Below are 15,357 nucleotides of genomic sequence, written 5' to 3'. Positions count from 1 at the left end.
GGGCCTTCGGCCCGTGGTCGTCTCTGCGGGCGACTATTCGCGCCGATGCGGTGCGTTGCGGTGAGGCGCGAATATCCCGCAGAGCGACCGCGAGCGTGCCGGGGCTTTCGAATCCGGACTATCGACACCGTTTCCGCAGTCCGAAGTCGAGCTATCTCCACATCGCGGCCGGTGCCAATAAGGCCGGTCCGGTCGAACCGAATCCAGATTCTGGGGGTTTCTGAAATGAGCCAAGGGGAGCTACCGGGCCGACACGAATCGCTGTGGACCGACACCACGCCGCGGACCGACTTCCCGGCGCTGGACGGCGACCTTCGGGTAGACACCGCGGTGGTCGGGGGCGGCATCGTGGGGGTGACCGCGGCGCTCGATTGCGCGGAAGCGGGACGGGAGGTCGCGCTCCTCGAAGCCGACCGGGTGGTCGAGGGCGTGACGGGCAAGACGACCGCGAAAATCACCGCCCAGCACGGGCTCGTGTACGACGAACTGCTTCGCAAGCACGGCCGCGAACGAGCGCGGGGGTACGCCGAGGCCAACTCGGCGGCCGTCGAGACGGTCGCGCGCAGGGTCGAGGAGTACGACATCGACTGCGACTTCGAGCGACTTCCGGCCTACACCTACGCCGCCGACGAGGACCAGCGCCGGGCGATAAAGCGCGAGACCGCCGCCGCGGAGGCGCTCGACCTCCCGGCGTCGTACGTCGAGGACCCGCCGTTCCCCGCGGAGTCGCCGTGCGCGGTGCGGTTCGACGACCAGGCTCAGTTCCACCCTCGGAAGTACCTGCTGGACCTCGTCGAGGCGATTCCCGAGGCGGGCTCGCACGTCTTCGAGGAGACGAGGGTCACGGGCGTCGAGGACGGCGACTCGGGCGTGAGGGGGAGTGAATCGCCCTGCGAGGTCGAGACCGAGCGCGGGACCGTGACCGCCGAGAACGTCCTCGTGGCGACCCACTTCCCCATCGAGGACCCCGCGTTCTACTTCGCGCGCCAGCACCCCAAGCGGTCGTACGTGCTCGCGGTCCGGCTCGCCGAGGAGCCGCCCCGGGGGATGTTCTACCGGGACGCCGAACCCTACTTCTCGGTCCGACCGCATCCGACCGACGACGGCACCCTGACGCTCGTCGGCGGCCAGAACCACAAGACCGGACAGGGCGGTTCGACCGCCGAGCGTTATCGGAAACTCGAATCGCAGGCCCGCGAGCGCTTCGACGTGGAGTCGGTCGAGTACCGGTGGTCCACGCAGGACTACGTCTCGGCCGACAAGGTTCCGTTCGTCGGGCGACTCGGTCCCGGCTACGAGAACGTCTACGGAGCCACCGGGTTCGGCGGGTGGGGAATGACCAACGGCACCGCCGCGGGGACCCTGCTCGCGGCGCTCGCTCGCGGCGGGTCGACGCCGTGGGCCGAGACATTCGACCCCGAGCGTCTCGACCCCGGCGCGTCGGGCAAGGACCTCGTCGCCGAGAACGTCGACGCCGGGGCGCAGTTCGCCCGCGACTGGGGCGCGGCCGCGCTCGCTGGCGGCGACGCGGGCGACCTCGCGCCCGGCGAGGGGAAGGTGGTCCGGCGCGGCGGCAAGCCGCTCGCGGTCTCCCGGGACGACGAGGGCGAGATTCACGCCGTCTCGGCGGTCTGCACCCACATGAAGTGTCTCGTCCGGTGGAACGACGGCGAGGAGTCGTGGGACTGCCCCTGCCACGGCTCTCGATTTTCGGTGGACGGCGAGGTGCTGGACGGCCCGGCGGTCGAGGACCTTTCGAAGCGCGGGGAGTGAGGCGACGGATTTCGCCAATTCGACTTCCGACGACCGGCGCGCGCTGGCGCGGCCTCGCTGTTTGAGGCCGCGCCTTCAGCGCGCGAGGGATGACTGAGTGAAGCGCCGAAGGCGCGAACGAAGGAGTCGGCTGGGGAGGGTGTGGCCTGCGGTCGCGGTTGCGGTGCTGTGCGGTCCTCATCGGTACCGGGAGTCGCTAGCTCCTGCTCGAATCGACAGCTCGGCGTCACGCGAAAGGGCCGTTCTCCGTCCGTTACGATACTTAGAAATCCTGCTTCACCCGAGACCAGTAGCTTTCAAACCCTCACGCCCCCTACTCCCACGCAATGGGAAACACCGACCTGCGCCAACTCGCGGTCATCTCGGAGGTCGCCTTCGACGAACTCGACGGCGACACCGTCGCGGTAGACGCCCACAACTGGCTCTACAAGTACCTCACGACGACCGTCAAGTGGACCAGCGACGAGATATACACCACCGACGACGGCACCGAGGTCGCCAACCTCGTCGGCATCGTGCAGGGCCTGCCGAAGTTCTTCGAGAACGACCTCACGCCCGTGTTCGTGTTCGACGGCGCGGTCACCGACCACAAGGCCGCCGAGCTCGAACAGCGCCGCGAGGAGCGCGAGAAGCGCGAGGAAAAGCTCGAAGAAGCCCGCGAGGAGGGCGACGCCATCGAGATCGCGCGCCTCGAAGCCCACACCCAGCGGCTCACCGACACCATCCAGCGGACGACCCGCGAGCTGCTCGACCTGCTCGACGTGCCCACCATCGAGGCCCCCGCGGAGGGCGAGGCCCAGGCCGCCCACATGAACCGCACCGGCGCGGTCGACTACTGCGGGACCGAGGACTACGACGCCCTCCTGCTCGGGGCACCCCTGACGCTGCGCCAGCTCACGAGCAAGGGCGACCCCGAACTCATGGACTTCGAGGCCACCCTCGACGAGCACGGCGTGACGTGGGAGCAGTTGGTCGATATCGGCATCCTCTGTGGCACCGACTTCAACGAAGGCGTCCCCGGAGTCGGCCCGAAGACCGCCCTGAAGGAGGTCAAAGAGCACGGCGACATCTGGGGCGTCCTCGAATCGCGGGGCGCGAGCATCGAGAAGGACGTGGACGTGATTCGAGACCTCTTCTTGAATCCCACCGTCAGCGACGAGGTCGAGTTCGACGCCGAGATGGACCCCGACATCGAGGCCGCCCGCGAGTACGTGGTCGGCGAGTGGAGCGTCCACGAGTCGGAGGTCGAGCGCGGGTTCGAGCGCATCGAGGAGTCGGTGGTTCAGACCGGACTCGACCAGTGGACCTGACGGTGGTGGCGGAACCTCCTCGGATTCGGAGCCCCAGTTGGTAGCGCAGTGTTGTCCTCGAAAGCCATCGAAAGCCCTCGACCGCTCGCGGTCGAGGGCTTTCGGTCCGAGCCGACCCCACCGCGACAGCACCGCGGGCCTCACGCCTCCCCAACCGACTGCGTTTCTCAGGCACTCACTCCGTTCGTGCCCTGCGATACTCATCCCTCGCGCGCATGGGCGCGACGCCAAACCACCGGAAGACAAACCGCGTCTTCCGAGGTCACACTCGCTTCGCTCGCGTGACCACGGCGTCGCCCCAGCGCGCCGATTAGTGAAATCGGAAGCCTCGACAGAGACGGCCGCCACCCTCACGTTCGCGGACCCACTTCTCACGCGTGATGGCCGACCAACTCCAGCCGAACGACCTCGAAGAGGGAACGAGGGTCGAACTCGAATGGTCGCCGAAGGGAAGCCCCGGAACCGGAAAGCGCGCGGAGGGCGAGGTGACGCGCGTCTGGCGACCGGACGGCGACGTCGAGCAGTTCACGGTCCAGACCGACGACTTCGCGCTGAACGTCTACACCGACTACCGCGACCCGCCGGTCGAGCGCGTCGAGGGCGACGAAGACCCCGACGCCGAGACGGTGGGGCGACTCGACGGGATTACGCGAACAGGAACCTGACGACGCAATTTCTCGGATTTCCGCAGTCCACCGCGAAGCGCCCGGTGGACCGTTCGACGGGGTGGGACTGAAAGGGGCCGCCCGCTCGCGCATCGCTTGGTCGTCTGGCCGACCCCTATCCGCGCGCGGTTTGCGCGGATATGTCGGCCAGCGACCGCGAGCGGGCGGGGGCTTCCGAAGTCTTCACCGGTCCGAATGCGTTCGTGGTCCGGACGTAGAGCGAGCGGGTGGGGGCTTTCGGGGCGTTCGTCGTGGAGTCTTCGCAGACGGTTCGTAGCGAGCGGGCGGGGGCTTTCGAAGTCACCACTACTCTCCCGAAGTCTGCTGTATTCGCCCACCGGCATCCATACCCATTTCATCCCGGACTCCCTACCAGTACGTAGAACCATGAACGCCGACGACGTGAAGCGACTCATCGAGGAGAATCTCGACGACGCCGAAGCCACGGTCACCCACCCGCGGGGGGTCGACGACGAGGACCACCTCGCGGCCACCGTGGTCTCGCCAGCGTTCGAGGGCGAACCCCTCGTCGCCCAGCACGAGCTGGTGTACGACGCGCTGGGCGAGCACATGACGACCGACATCCACGCGCTGGAGCTGAAGACCTACACGCCCGAGGAGCACGCCGGGACCGACGCCTAGAGGTTCGGACTCGCCGCCTCGACGCTCTCCAGTTCCCGGTTGCGGAGCGCCTCGCCCGTCTCGCGGTCGAAGAGGTGGACCGCGTCCTCAGGAATCCGGACGACGGCGTCCCGCCCGGCCGCGACCCGACGCATCCCCGAGACGGTCGCCACGAGCGACGCCTGCTCGGAGTCGGTCACCTGCGCGGACTCGTCTCCCGCCTCCGCTCCCGTCTCGACCCCGCCGCGGAGGGCGAGGTGGACCTGATTCTCGTCGCCCATCGGTTCGACCACGTCGACGGTCGCCGGGAAGTCGTGGGCTGTCTCGGCGTCCCCGAGGAGTTCCACGTCCTCCGGACGAATCCCGAGGACGAGTCGGTCGTGGCCCGCCACGTCGGCCCGGACCGCCTCCGAGAGGGGGTACTCGAAGTGCTCGCCGACGAGGGTCCCATCGCGCAGGTCCACGTCGAAGAAGTTCATCGACGGTTCGCCGACGAACCCCGCCACGAACAGGTTCGCGGGCTCGTGGTAGCACTCCAGTGGCGTGCCGACCTGCTGGAGGACCCCGCCGTCGAGGATGGCGATGCGGTCGCCCATCGTCATCGCCTCGGTCTGGTCGTGGGTGACGTAGATGGTCGTGGTGTCGAGGTCCTCCTGGAGGCGCTGGAGTTCGGTCCGCATCTGGGCGCGGAGCTTTGCGTCGAGATTCGAGAGGGGTTCGTCGAGCAGGAAGACCGCGGGGTCCCGGACGATGGCCCGCCCGAGCGCGACCCGCTGTTGCTGGCCGCCCGAGAGGTCGCCTGGAGTCCGGTCGAGCAGGTCGGCGATGTTCATCATCTCGGCGGTCCGCTCGACGCGGTCGGCTATCTCGTCGTCGGGGAGCTCGGTCGACTCCTCCAGTCCGAACGCCATATTCTCCCGCACCGTCATGTGGGGGTAGAGCGCGTACGACTGGAACACCATCGCGATGTCGCGGTCCCTCGCCGGAACGTCGTTTATCACCCGGCCGCCGAGCCGAATCTCGCCGTCGGTGACCGATTCGAGTCCGGCGATCATCCGCAGTGTCGTCGACTTTCCGCACCCCGACGGCCCGACGAGGACGAGGAACTCGCCGTCGTCGATGGCGAGCGACAGGTCGTCGACCGCGACGACCTCCGAGCCGTCAGTCTCCGTGTACACCTTCGTTACGTGGTCGAGTTCTGTCTTTGCCATGTGTTACCTCGGGTCGATCTGGACGATTGAGAGCGCTCGCGGGCGGGTCACACCCTCACCCCCTCCGCGAACTGGTCGCTGAACAGGACGTAGACGACGAGCGTGGGCAGCGCCGAGACGAACGCGCCCGCCATCCGGAGGGGGAAGTCGACCCCTTCGAGGGCCTCGCCCAGCCCCGAGAGTATCAGCGTGACCGACGCGGCGGGGTCGCTGACGCTCCGGATGATGGTGAGCGAGAACAGGAACTCGTTCCATATCTGGGTGAACTGGAAGATGAACACGACCGCGAACATCGGCACCGACAGCGGCAGGACGATGCGCCGGTACACCCGCCACAGCGACGCCCCGTCGAGGCGGGCGGCCTCTATCATCTCCCACGACATCGTCTGGTACTGGGCCCGGAACAGGACCGTGCAGATGGGGATGCCGTAGGCGGTGTGAGTGATTACGAGTTCGAGTAGCGTCGCGTAGTGGGGTTCGAGCAGGGGTAGCGCCCACAGGAACGCGAGTCGCTCGTCGAGGTCGACCCATATCGACCAGAACTCCGACAGCGGGATGATGACCGCCTGATACGGGATGAAGATGCCCGCGATGAACAGCGCCAGCACCGCCACCTGCCCCCGCCAGTCCACGAGGGTGAGCCCGTAGGCCGCCATGCTCCCGAAGACCGCACAGAGGAGCGTCGAGGGAATCGTGAACAGCATGCTGTTGACCATCCCGTGAGAGAGCGCGTCGAACGCGAACGCCCACTTCCCCAGCGTGAAGCCGCCGGGGCCGGGCGGGAGGAACGGTTGGGTGTTCCGGACCGCCTCGCTGGTCTTGAGCGAGGTCACGACGCCGGTCTCGATGGGCGTCAGGTAGAACGCGACCAGCGCCAGCGTGGTCGCGTACAGCGCGACGCGACGGACGCGTGCGTCCGTCGCGAGGTGCCGTATCGACCGGCCACTTTCCTCCGATTCCCCGCTCATAGGTTCCCCTGTTTGTGCTGTTGGTAGAGGTACGGCGCGATGACCGAAAGCGACAGCGCGAACAGCAGGATGGCGATGGCGGCGGCGTACGACCAGTCCTGCTTGTTGAATGCCTCCCGCACCATCTTGGTCGCGAGGATGTCGGCCCCGCGCCGCGGGCGATACCCCCAGATGGCGTAGAGGAAGTCGAACGCCTTGAGCGCGAACAGCACCAGCACGACCGACGCGCTCACCATCGCGGGCTTGAGTTGCGGGAGTATCACGCGCCAGTACATCCGGAGCGTGCTCGCGCCGTCGACCCTCGCGGCCTCGTACTGGTCGCGTGGAATCGCCCGCAGGGCGGCGAGGTAGACGACCATCGTGTAGCCGCTGAACTGCCAGACGAGCGCGAATATCACCGACCCCAGCACCAGCCGCGGGCTCCCGAGCCAACTGTAGGGACCCAGTCCGACCAGCCCCACCACCCGGTTCACGATGCCGAAGTCGAAGTTGTACATCCACATCCAGAACTGCGCGGTCACGATGAACGACAGGCTCATCGGCAGGAGGTAGATGGTCCGGAACGCCCGCCCGAACCGCACCTCGCGGTCGAGCAGGACCGCGAGCGCGAGACCCACGACCAGACAGATCAGCGTGAACCCGACCAACAGCGCGAAGGTGTTGCGGGTCGCCGTCCACATCGCCGGGTCGTCGAGCATCGCCCGGTAGTTCTCGAAGTTCATGGGCCGGTACTCGATGGCCCCGAACCCTGAGTAGTCGGTGAGCGAGATGACGAAGTTCCAGCCGATGGCGGCGTAGATGAAGAAGCCCATCAGCAGGAACGGCGGGAGCCAGAACGGTGCCGACTGAACCACGTCGCGGTCCAGAACGCGCCGCAGAGCCGACCGCTCGGTGGCGACGTCGCTCTCGACGTCTCGCTCGCGGCGGCGGTCGACCGTCGACTCCAGTTCGTCGCTCATGGCCTGTCGAAAGCGAAGGCGGATGGACCGGCTACACGATCTCCATGAACCGTTGCGTGGCGGCGTCCACGTCGTACGGGTCGACGAAGGTGTCGGCGAGCGCGTCTTCGAGGTCCGACTGTACGTCCTGGGTCACCGCGAGCCCGTGAGCTAGCGTGGGCGGTCGCTGTTCGGCCTCCGCGAAGTCCTCGATGGTCTCGGTCAGGTACGGGCTGAACGCGTCGGTCGGCACCTCGCGGGTCGGAATCGACCCCTTGTACTGATTGAACGCCACCTGCGCGTCTTGCCCCCCGGCGAACCGGAGGAACGCCTTCGACTCCTCGGGACTCGGATTGTCGAGCTGGTTGCCGGGGTAGATGAACGAGTCGAGATGAAAGCCGTACATCTCCTCGGTGCCGGGGTACTGGATTCGGTCCCAGTCCTCGCCGAAGGTCAGGTCCTCGGTCACGTACGCCCCGGCCGCCCAGTTGCCCTGGTGGATGAACGCGGCGTCCCCCGACATGATGCGCTGGTTGGCCTCGGTGAAGTCGATCTCCGGGGCGTCGTCGTTGAGGTACTCCGAGAGGACCGTCTCGGCGTTCTCGAAGGCCGCCCGGACGGCCTCCTCGTCGCCCTCGCCCTCGATGAAGTTCATGTAGGCGTCGAAGCCCTGAGTCCCCAGCATGTTGACCGCCCAGAACTGGAGGACGGTCCACGTCGACAGCGAGTTGGCGTACGGCACCGCGTCGGTCTCGCTGGCGACCGCGTCGAGCGCGTCGACCCACGCGTCGAAGCTGTCGATGTCCTGTGGGTCGACCCCCGCCTCCTCGACGACCTCGACGTTGTAGAAGAGGTCGTTCATCCGGTGGGAGCCGATGGGGACGGCCGAGAAGCCGTCGCCGAACTGGCAGGCCTCGACCACCTCCCCGGCGTGGGCGTCCTTGAGTCCGGCCTCGTCCCACACGTCGGCCTCGATGTCCCCCAGCACGCCCTCGTACTGCTGGAGGTTCGGTCCCGGCCACCCCGCGAACAGGCTCGGCGGTTCCCCGTCCCGGAGTCGCTGTGCGACCGCTTGGTCGAGGTTCACGTTTCCGGTCCCGCCGATGGCCCGGAAGTCGGTGTCCATGTCGGGATACTCCTCCTCGAACGCCGATTCGAGCGCGTCGACCGCCTCGGCCCCGTCGCCGCCGGTCCACCCGTGCATCAGTTCGAGCGTGTTCTCCCACTCCTGCTGAGTGTAGCCCGAGAGCGACGCCGCGCCAGCGCCCCCCAAGAGCGCAGCACACTTGATGTACGTTCGCCTGTCGATACCGTCGAAGCTCCCCCCTCCCGTCATTTTTCGAACCCTCGTCCGACACTCAACGACCTGTTACTTAATGGTTTTCTATGATATAGTCGGTCGGCGCTCGGTCGCCAGTGTCGTCCCTCGAACGAAGGGACGGTCGCGAGTCGCGAAGGTCGTTCGAGGAGTCGCCGTCCTCGCTACGAGCACGAGGTGCAGATACACTCGGTCCCCTCGACGAAGCAGTCCGTACAGTCGGTGTTACATCGGTACTCTTCCTCGTAGTAGTACATGACGCCGTCGGGGTTGTAACACCGTTCGCACGAACAACTCTTGTACGTGCATTCGAGAGTCGTGACCTCGTCGCCGTCGTCGGTCACGACGAAGCGGTCACCGTCGTCTTTCGGTTCGACGAACGCGTAACTCTCCTCGCGCTGGGGCTGGACGTACAGCGAGATGTCGTGGTCGTCGGTGCTGGTCGATATCATCCCGAGCGCCGACCGAGGGCCCGAGGCCGCCACGACGGTCACGCCCGCGCGGCCGTCGGCGTCGGTCGGCCGGACCTTGGTCGCGTCCGGGTCCACCGCGAAGTCGACCTGCTCGAAGTCGAACTCCTCGGACACCACGCCTGCGTCGGCGAGGGCGGCGGGCAGGTCGGCGGCGTGGTCGCGGAACGCCTCGCGGAGGCTCGCCCGACCGGCGTACCGTTCTTCGAGGTCCGGTTTCTCGGCCGACGCGACGCCCGACGACGCGATGGCGAGGCTCCCCGCGGCCGCGCCGCCGAGTTGCTTGAGGACGTTTCGCCGATTGAGCGTGTTCTCTTCTGACATGCATGGTTTTGTAACCCCTATAGATGTTTAAATTTTATCTAGATAATATGAATTAATCTCCTTGGTCGCCGACGGACCGTCGGCGACCGGCCTTCCGCGGGGTTTACTTTCCGCGAGCGTCGAGTTCCGGGCATGTCCGACGAGTTCCGAACGGAGGAGGACAGTCTCGGTGAGATGCAAGTGCCCGCTGACGCCTACTGGGGCGCACAGACCCAGCGCGCGGTCGAGAACTTCCCCATCTCGGGCATCACGTTCGGGCGGCGGTTCGTGCGCGCGCTCGGGGTCGTCAAGAAGGCCGCCGCGCAGGCCAACCGCGACCTCGGACTGGTCCCCGACGAGAAGGCCGACGCCATCGTCGAGGCCGCCGACGAGGTCATCGCGGGCGACCACGACGACCAGTTCCCCGTCGACGTGTTCCAGACCGGGTCGGGGACCTCCTCGAACATGAACGCCAACGAGGTCATCGCCAACCGCGCGACCGAGATATACGGCGGCGAACTCGGCACGCGCGAAATCCACCCTAACGACCACGTCAACTTCGGCCAGTCCAGCAACGACGTGATTCCGACCGCGATGCACGTCGCGAGCCTCGAAGCCGTCGAGAAGGACCTCCTGCCCGCGCTCGACACGCTCCGTGAGGCGCTCGACGAGAAGGCCGAGGAGTTCGACGGCGTGGTCAAGACCGGCCGGACCCACCTGCAGGACGCCACGCCCGTGCGCCTCGGACAGGAGTTCGGCGGCTACCGGACGCAGGTCGAGAAGGGACTGGCGCGCCTCGACTACGTCCGCGACCACCTCTCGGAGCTCGCGCTGGGCGGGACCGCCGTGGGGACGGGTCTGAACACCCATCCCGAGTTCCCGGAGAAGGCCGCAGAGTACATCTCCGAGGAGACCGGCGTCTCGTTCCGCGAGGCCGACGACCACTTCGAGGCCCAGGCCGCCCACGACGCCATGTCGGAGGCCCACGGCGCGCTCCGCACCGTCGCGGGGTCGCTCAACAAAATCGCAAACGACCTCCGCCTGCTCGCGTCGGGTCCGCGCAACGGCCTCGGCGAGATCGAACAGCCCGAGAACCAGCCCGGGAGCTCCATCATGCCCGGCAAGATCAACCCCGTGGTCGCCGAGGCGGTCAATCAGGTCCACAAGCAGGTCGTGGGCAACGACGCCGCCGTGAGCGCGGGCGCGGCGGAGGGGCAAATCGACCTCAACCTCTACAAGCCCGTCCTCGCCCACAACTTCCTCCAGTCGGCCGAACTCCTCGCCAACTCGGCGGAGGTGTTCGCCGAGAAGTTCGTCGCCAAGCTGGAGGCCAACGAGGACCACTGCGAGGCGCAGGTCGAACAGAGCATGGCGCTCGCGACCGCCCTGAACCCCCACATCGGCTACGACAAGGCGAGCAAGGCCGCGAAGGCCGCCCTGAAGGAGGGCAAGACCGTCCGGGAGGTCGTGGTCGAGAAGGGCTACCTCAGCGAGGAGGAGGCCGAGGAGGTCATCGACCCCGAGGCGATGACCCACCGCGGGATTCTGGGTAGCGACGACTGAAATCGCGTCGGTCGCTTCGTTTTTCCGCCCGCACCGAGACAGTCGCGGTTGGCGGAATCGCGCTCGGTGACGCAGACCACCGTGAATCGCCCGGTGACGCATCCGGCGGGAATCGCTCGGTGACACATCCGGCGGGAATCGCTCGGTGACACATCCGGCGGGAATCGCTCGGTGACGCAGACCACCGTGAATCGCCCGGTGACGCAGACCACGGGGTGGGACTGAAAGGGGCCGCCCGCTCGCGTTTACGTGGTCGTCTGTGCGGGCAACTATCCGGGCCGGGCGTTGCTGAGAGGCCCGGATATCCCGCACAGCGACCGCGAGCGGGCGGGGGCTTTCTGGGTGTTCGTCGTGGGGTCTTCGCAGACGGTTCGTAGCGAGCGGGTGGGGCTTTCTGGGTGTTCGTCGTTCCGTCTCGTGAGACGATTCGTAGCGAGCGGGCGGGGCTTTCTGGGTGTTCGTCGTTCCGTCTCGTGAGACGATTCGTAGCGAGCGGGCGGGGCTTTCTGGGTGTTCGTCGTGGGGTCTTCGCAGACGGTTCGTAGCGAGCGGGCGGGGCTTTCTGGGTGTTCGTCGTTCCGTCTCGTGAGACGATTCGTAGCGAGCGGGCGGGGCTTTCTGGGTGTTCGTCGTGGGGTCTTCGCAGACGGTTCGTAGCGAGCGGGCGGGGGCTTTCTGGGTGTTCGTCGTTCCGTCTCGTGAGACGGTTCGTAGCGAGCGAGGGATTTCTACAAAGAACCGTTCTCAATCAACGGAAAGTCAGAAGAGCTAGCTACTCCCGGTACATAGGAAACCGCACCTCGTCCTCCCCAGCCTCCTGCGTTACTCGCTTCGCTGCGTTACTCGTCCCTCGCGCGCGTTCCTCGCGCGCGCCGGGTCGAGGGTGTAGATTCGTCCCTGCGTTTGATTCCGAATCTAAATACTGGCTTTCGAAACGCCCGTCACGCGTTTCAGGGAGAGCACCGTCTCTCTAGGGTATGGCCGACCGAAACACTGCGAACTTCCGCATGACGAGGAACGAAGCCCGCGTGGTCGTCGCCGCGCTGTCCGACGAGGAGATGACCGCCTCCCCCGACCGAGGGGAGCGCCTCCAGAACGTCCAGGACCGCCTCGCGTCCGAGTTCGGTTTCGACCAGTACCGCGAGACGGGGACCGACGAGACCGCGGCCGGAGACGAAGGGGGTTGGATCGACGACGACGCCGTCTTCGGCGACGACGACCCGGACGACACCGAGGAGATAGCGTTGTCCCGCGCGGAGGTCGATGTCGTCACCGACGCGCTCGCGCGCTTCGAGCGCGACGAGTCGAAGGAGAACGCCGGGACCGCCGAGAGCGTGCGTCGCCGAATCGCCGACGCGTTCTAGGACCGACCCGACTGGCGAACGAGCGCGCCCGCGACCGAGAACTTTTCGGGGTTCGGATACTTCCTTCCCGCATGGAAGTGCTGAACCCTCGCGTCCGCCTGGTCTGGGTGGTCGGCCGACTCGTGTCGGCGACGTTGCTCGGGGTCGTCGTGGTCGTCGCCGGTCGACTCGTCTTCGAGTTCCCCGACTGGGTCGGAATCGCGGTCGGCGCGGTCGTTTTCGCCCTCGGCGTTGTTCACGCCGTCTTCAGGTACAGAATCTGGCGGTTCGAGGTGCGCGACGACGACCTCTACCTCGAACGCGGCGTCCTGACCAGGGTGAACACGGTCGTCCCGTTCGTCCGGGTCCAGCACGTCGACACCCAGCGGGGTCCCGTCGAGCGCGCGGTGGGGCTGTCGAGCGTGGTGGTCTACACCGCCGGGTCGCGGGGCGCGGACGTCTCGATTCCGGGGCTGACGCCCGAGCGCGCCGACGCGTTGCAGGAACAGTTGCGGAGCCTCGCTATCGAGAGCGAAGGCGACTTCGACGCGGTATGAAGCTCCATCCCCTCTCGGTCCCGTACAGGGCGGTCTCGCGCGGGCTCAGCGTCGCTTCGACCTTCGTCTTCCTCGGACTGACGCTGTCGGGGACCGGCGCGGTCCCCGAGTTGACCGGACCGTTCCTCGTCGGGGCCGCGCTCGCTGGCGTGGCCGCCACCGTGGCGTGGCAGGTCGCCTACTACCGGCGGTTCGAGTACGAGCTCACCGACGAGGGCCTCGACATCGCGTCGGGCGTGGTGTCGCGTCGCCACCGCGAGATTCCGCTCCGGCGGGTCCAGAACGTCGACATCTCGCGGAACGTGGTCCAGCGCGCGCTCGGTCTCGCGGCGCTCGACCTCGAAACGGCCGGGGGCGGCGAGACCGAGGCCAGCCTCCGATACGTGGGCTACGACGAGGCAAAGCGCCTCCAGCGCGAGATACAGCGCCTGAAACGCGACGCAACCCGGTCCGACCGCGAGGTCGGGGACGACGCCGAGGGCGAGGGCGAGAGCGCGGTCGGCGAGGGCCGCCTCGCCGACCGCGAGGAACTCCTGTTCGAACTCTCGGCGACCGAGTTGGCGATTCTGAGCGCCCTCTCGTTCGACCTGCGATACCTCTCGCTGCTGGCGTTCGGCCCGGTCGCGCTTCCGGCGGTACCCGGTCTCGCCGACCTCGCGGTGGTCGGCGGCGTGATGCTGGTGGGGATGCTCGCGGTCGCGCTGTGGGCCATCGGTGCGGCCGTGGCGTTCGCGCGCTACTACGGCTTCCGGCTGACCCGAATCGGCGACGAACTCCGGTACGAGCGCGGGCTCCTCCAGCGCTACGACGGCTCGATTCCATTGGAGAAGGTGCAGGCGCTCACCGTCTCGGAGAACCTCCCGATGCGGCGGTTCGGCTACGCCGCGCTCTCGGTCGAGACCGCGGGCTACGCGCCCGGCCAGTCGCCCTCGGGCGGGTCGGAGGCCGCGATTCCGCTGGCGACCCGCGAGCGCGTGTTCGACCTCGCCCGGGAGGTCGAACCCTTCGACCCGCCGGAGTTCTCTCGACCGCCCGAGCGCGCGAGAACCCGGTACGTCGCCCGGTACGCCATCGCGCTGGCAGCGCTCGCGGGGGTCCTGTTCGGGGCGCGGGCGGTCGTCGGGTGGCCCGACCAGTGGTACCTCGCGCTCGCGCTCGTCCCCCTCACGCCGGTCGCGGCCCACCTGACGTGGGTCAATCGGGGGTACGACGCTGGCGACCGGTACGTCGTGACCCGCAACGGCTTCTGGCGCAGGTCGACCACGATAGTGGCGTACGACCGGGTCCAGACCGTCATCCAGTCCCAGTCGCCGTTCCAGCGCCGCAGGGACCTCGCGAGCGTCGTGGTGGACACCGCGAGTTCCGCCGGGTTCGGCGGTCGGGACGCCACCGCGGTCGATCTGGACGCCGACGACGCCGCGGCGCTCCGCGAGCTGGTGGGCCAGCGATTACAGGACCGGCTCGCCGCGCGTCGGGCCGACCGACGGGCGAGGGGTCGTCGTGCGAAGGGAGCGAAGGAGGACGACCAAGACGAAGACGGTGAACCCACCGAGCGCGAGTGATTCGGATCAGGTGTTCCTGCTGGCTTCGAGGTAGAGGTGGCCGAGCGCGAGACCGTACACGGGCCCCAGCACCGACCCGAAGACGGCGCTGACGGCGCTACCGAGGACGCTCGAAGTCCCGCCGAACAGCCCCGTCAGGATGCCGGACCCGTACGTGAGGACGACGTACGCCGCGGTGACGCCGAATATCTTCCAGCCCGACCCTCGCGAGGCGCGCCAGCCCGCGGTCAGTCCGGAGAGCGGTCCCTTCCGGTCGACGACGCAGGCCGGGTAGACCAACACGAGTCGGACGAACAGATAGATGCCCGGAACCACGAACAGGGCCACACCGACCCAGACCGCCAGCCACACCGCCACCGCCGCGACCGCCAGCGCGGGCAGGCGTCTCGCGGCGATGCGGGCGCGCTCGCTGAGCGAGCGCGCCCGCGACCCCTCGGCCACCGCGTCGGCGGCGGTCAGGAAGTAGACCCCCCACGCGGCCGCGAGCGCGAGGAGGTAGCCCACGGAGACGGGCCAGACCCAGTCGGCTATCGCGGGGGCGTCGGTTGCCGACTCGCCGGAGATGCCGAGCGTCGTCACCACCGAGAGCGACTGGACCGCGAGCGTGAGCGCCGCGAGCTCGGGGCGGTCGGTCAGCGCGTACCACGACCACCGGAGCGTGTCGGCCACGTCGAGCCGCCGGACGTGGACGCGCTCGCTCGCTCCCGGGGTCGCGCCCTCCGGTCCCATGCGCGGGCGTTCACAGACGACTGATA

Annotated in this window: 14 protein-coding genes; 8 read left to right on the top strand and 6 right to left on the bottom strand. The window is 67.7% G+C overall.

The features are described from left to right. Nucleotides 1-225 precede the first annotated feature (225 nt). From NGM10_RS02330 to NGM10_RS02315, 4 genes are all read left to right on the top strand, one after another. Complete coding sequence (locus NGM10_RS02330) at nucleotides 226-1,773, top strand: FAD-dependent oxidoreductase (RefSeq protein WP_253481393.1); 1,548 nt, start codon at nucleotides 226-228, stop codon at nucleotides 1,771-1,773. Between the two features lie 326 nt (nucleotides 1,774-2,099). After that, nucleotides 2,100-3,083, top strand: a complete 984-nt coding sequence (gene fen / locus NGM10_RS02325; protein ID WP_253481391.1) for a flap endonuclease-1 — start codon at nucleotides 2,100-2,102, stop codon at nucleotides 3,081-3,083. A gap of 380 nt (nucleotides 3,084-3,463) precedes the next feature. Next, complete coding sequence (locus tag NGM10_RS02320; protein ID WP_253481388.1) at nucleotides 3,464-3,748, top strand: hypothetical protein; 285 nt, start codon at nucleotides 3,464-3,466, stop codon at nucleotides 3,746-3,748. A 387-nt stretch (nucleotides 3,749-4,135) separates the two neighbouring features. Beyond that, the gene (locus NGM10_RS02315; protein WP_253481385.1) at nucleotides 4,136-4,390 is read left to right on the top strand and encodes a BolA family protein; all 255 of its coding nucleotides are present in this window, start codon (nucleotides 4,136-4,138) and stop codon (nucleotides 4,388-4,390) included. On the opposite strand, the gene NGM10_RS02310 is transcribed toward NGM10_RS02315, so the two are convergent. The 5 genes from NGM10_RS02310 to NGM10_RS02290 form a co-directional block, all read right to left on the bottom strand. Further along, a complete protein-coding gene (locus NGM10_RS02310; protein WP_253481382.1) occupies nucleotides 4,387-5,580 on the bottom strand; it encodes an ABC transporter ATP-binding protein in 1,194 nt (397 codons plus the stop codon). The genes NGM10_RS02315 and NGM10_RS02310 overlap by 4 nt on opposite strands. 47 nt (nucleotides 5,581-5,627) lie before the next feature. Then, entirely contained in the window at nucleotides 5,628-6,548 is a 921-nt protein-coding gene (locus NGM10_RS02305) for a carbohydrate ABC transporter permease (protein ID WP_253481379.1), read from the bottom strand. Next, nucleotides 6,545-7,507, bottom strand: a complete 963-nt coding sequence (locus NGM10_RS02300; RefSeq protein ID WP_253481377.1) for a carbohydrate ABC transporter permease — start codon at nucleotides 7,505-7,507, stop codon at nucleotides 6,545-6,547. Before NGM10_RS02300 ends, NGM10_RS02305 begins: the two co-directional genes overlap by 4 nt. 31 nt (nucleotides 7,508-7,538) lie before the next feature. Then, complete coding sequence (locus NGM10_RS02295; RefSeq protein WP_253481376.1) at nucleotides 7,539-8,822, bottom strand: ABC transporter substrate-binding protein; 1,284 nt, start codon at nucleotides 8,820-8,822, stop codon at nucleotides 7,539-7,541. A 146-nt stretch (nucleotides 8,823-8,968) separates the two neighbouring features. Continuing rightward, a complete protein-coding gene (locus NGM10_RS02290) occupies nucleotides 8,969-9,598 on the bottom strand; it encodes a hypothetical protein (RefSeq protein ID WP_253481375.1) in 630 nt (209 codons plus the stop codon). A gap of 132 nt (nucleotides 9,599-9,730) precedes the next feature. On the opposite strand from NGM10_RS02290, the gene NGM10_RS02285 reads away from it, so the two are divergent. The 4 genes from NGM10_RS02285 to NGM10_RS02270 all read left to right on the top strand — a co-directional run bounded on the left by NGM10_RS02285 (nucleotide 9,731) and on the right by NGM10_RS02270 (nucleotide 14,602). Further along, nucleotides 9,731-11,140, top strand: a complete 1,410-nt coding sequence (locus NGM10_RS02285) for a class II fumarate hydratase (protein ID WP_253481374.1) — start codon at nucleotides 9,731-9,733, stop codon at nucleotides 11,138-11,140. 977 nt (nucleotides 11,141-12,117) lie between these two features. Then, complete coding sequence (locus NGM10_RS02280) at nucleotides 12,118-12,504, top strand: hypothetical protein (RefSeq protein WP_253481373.1); 387 nt, start codon at nucleotides 12,118-12,120, stop codon at nucleotides 12,502-12,504. Nucleotides 12,505-12,575: 71 nt separating this feature from the next. Further along, nucleotides 12,576-13,040, top strand: coding sequence for a PH domain-containing protein (locus NGM10_RS02275; RefSeq protein WP_253481372.1), 465 nt, complete (start codon nucleotides 12,576-12,578; stop codon nucleotides 13,038-13,040). Continuing rightward, nucleotides 13,037-14,602, top strand: coding sequence for a PH domain-containing protein (locus NGM10_RS02270; RefSeq protein ID WP_253481371.1), 1,566 nt, complete (start codon nucleotides 13,037-13,039; stop codon nucleotides 14,600-14,602). The genes NGM10_RS02275 and NGM10_RS02270 overlap by 4 nt, the downstream gene beginning before the upstream one ends. A gap of 6 nt (nucleotides 14,603-14,608) precedes the next feature. On the opposite strand, the gene NGM10_RS02265 is transcribed toward NGM10_RS02270, so the two are convergent. Next, entirely contained in the window at nucleotides 14,609-15,331 is a 723-nt protein-coding gene (locus tag NGM10_RS02265; RefSeq protein WP_253481370.1) for a hypothetical protein, read from the bottom strand. Nucleotides 15,332-15,357: the final 26 nt, after the last annotated feature.

Origin of the sequence: Halorussus salilacus (genome assembly GCF_024138125.1) — an archaeon.
Classification (GTDB): Archaea; Halobacteriota; Halobacteria; order Halobacteriales; family Haladaptataceae; genus Halorussus; species Halorussus salilacus.
Note: the sequence above shows the minus strand (reverse complement) of the source record. Positions and strands in the feature narration are given on the sequence as shown.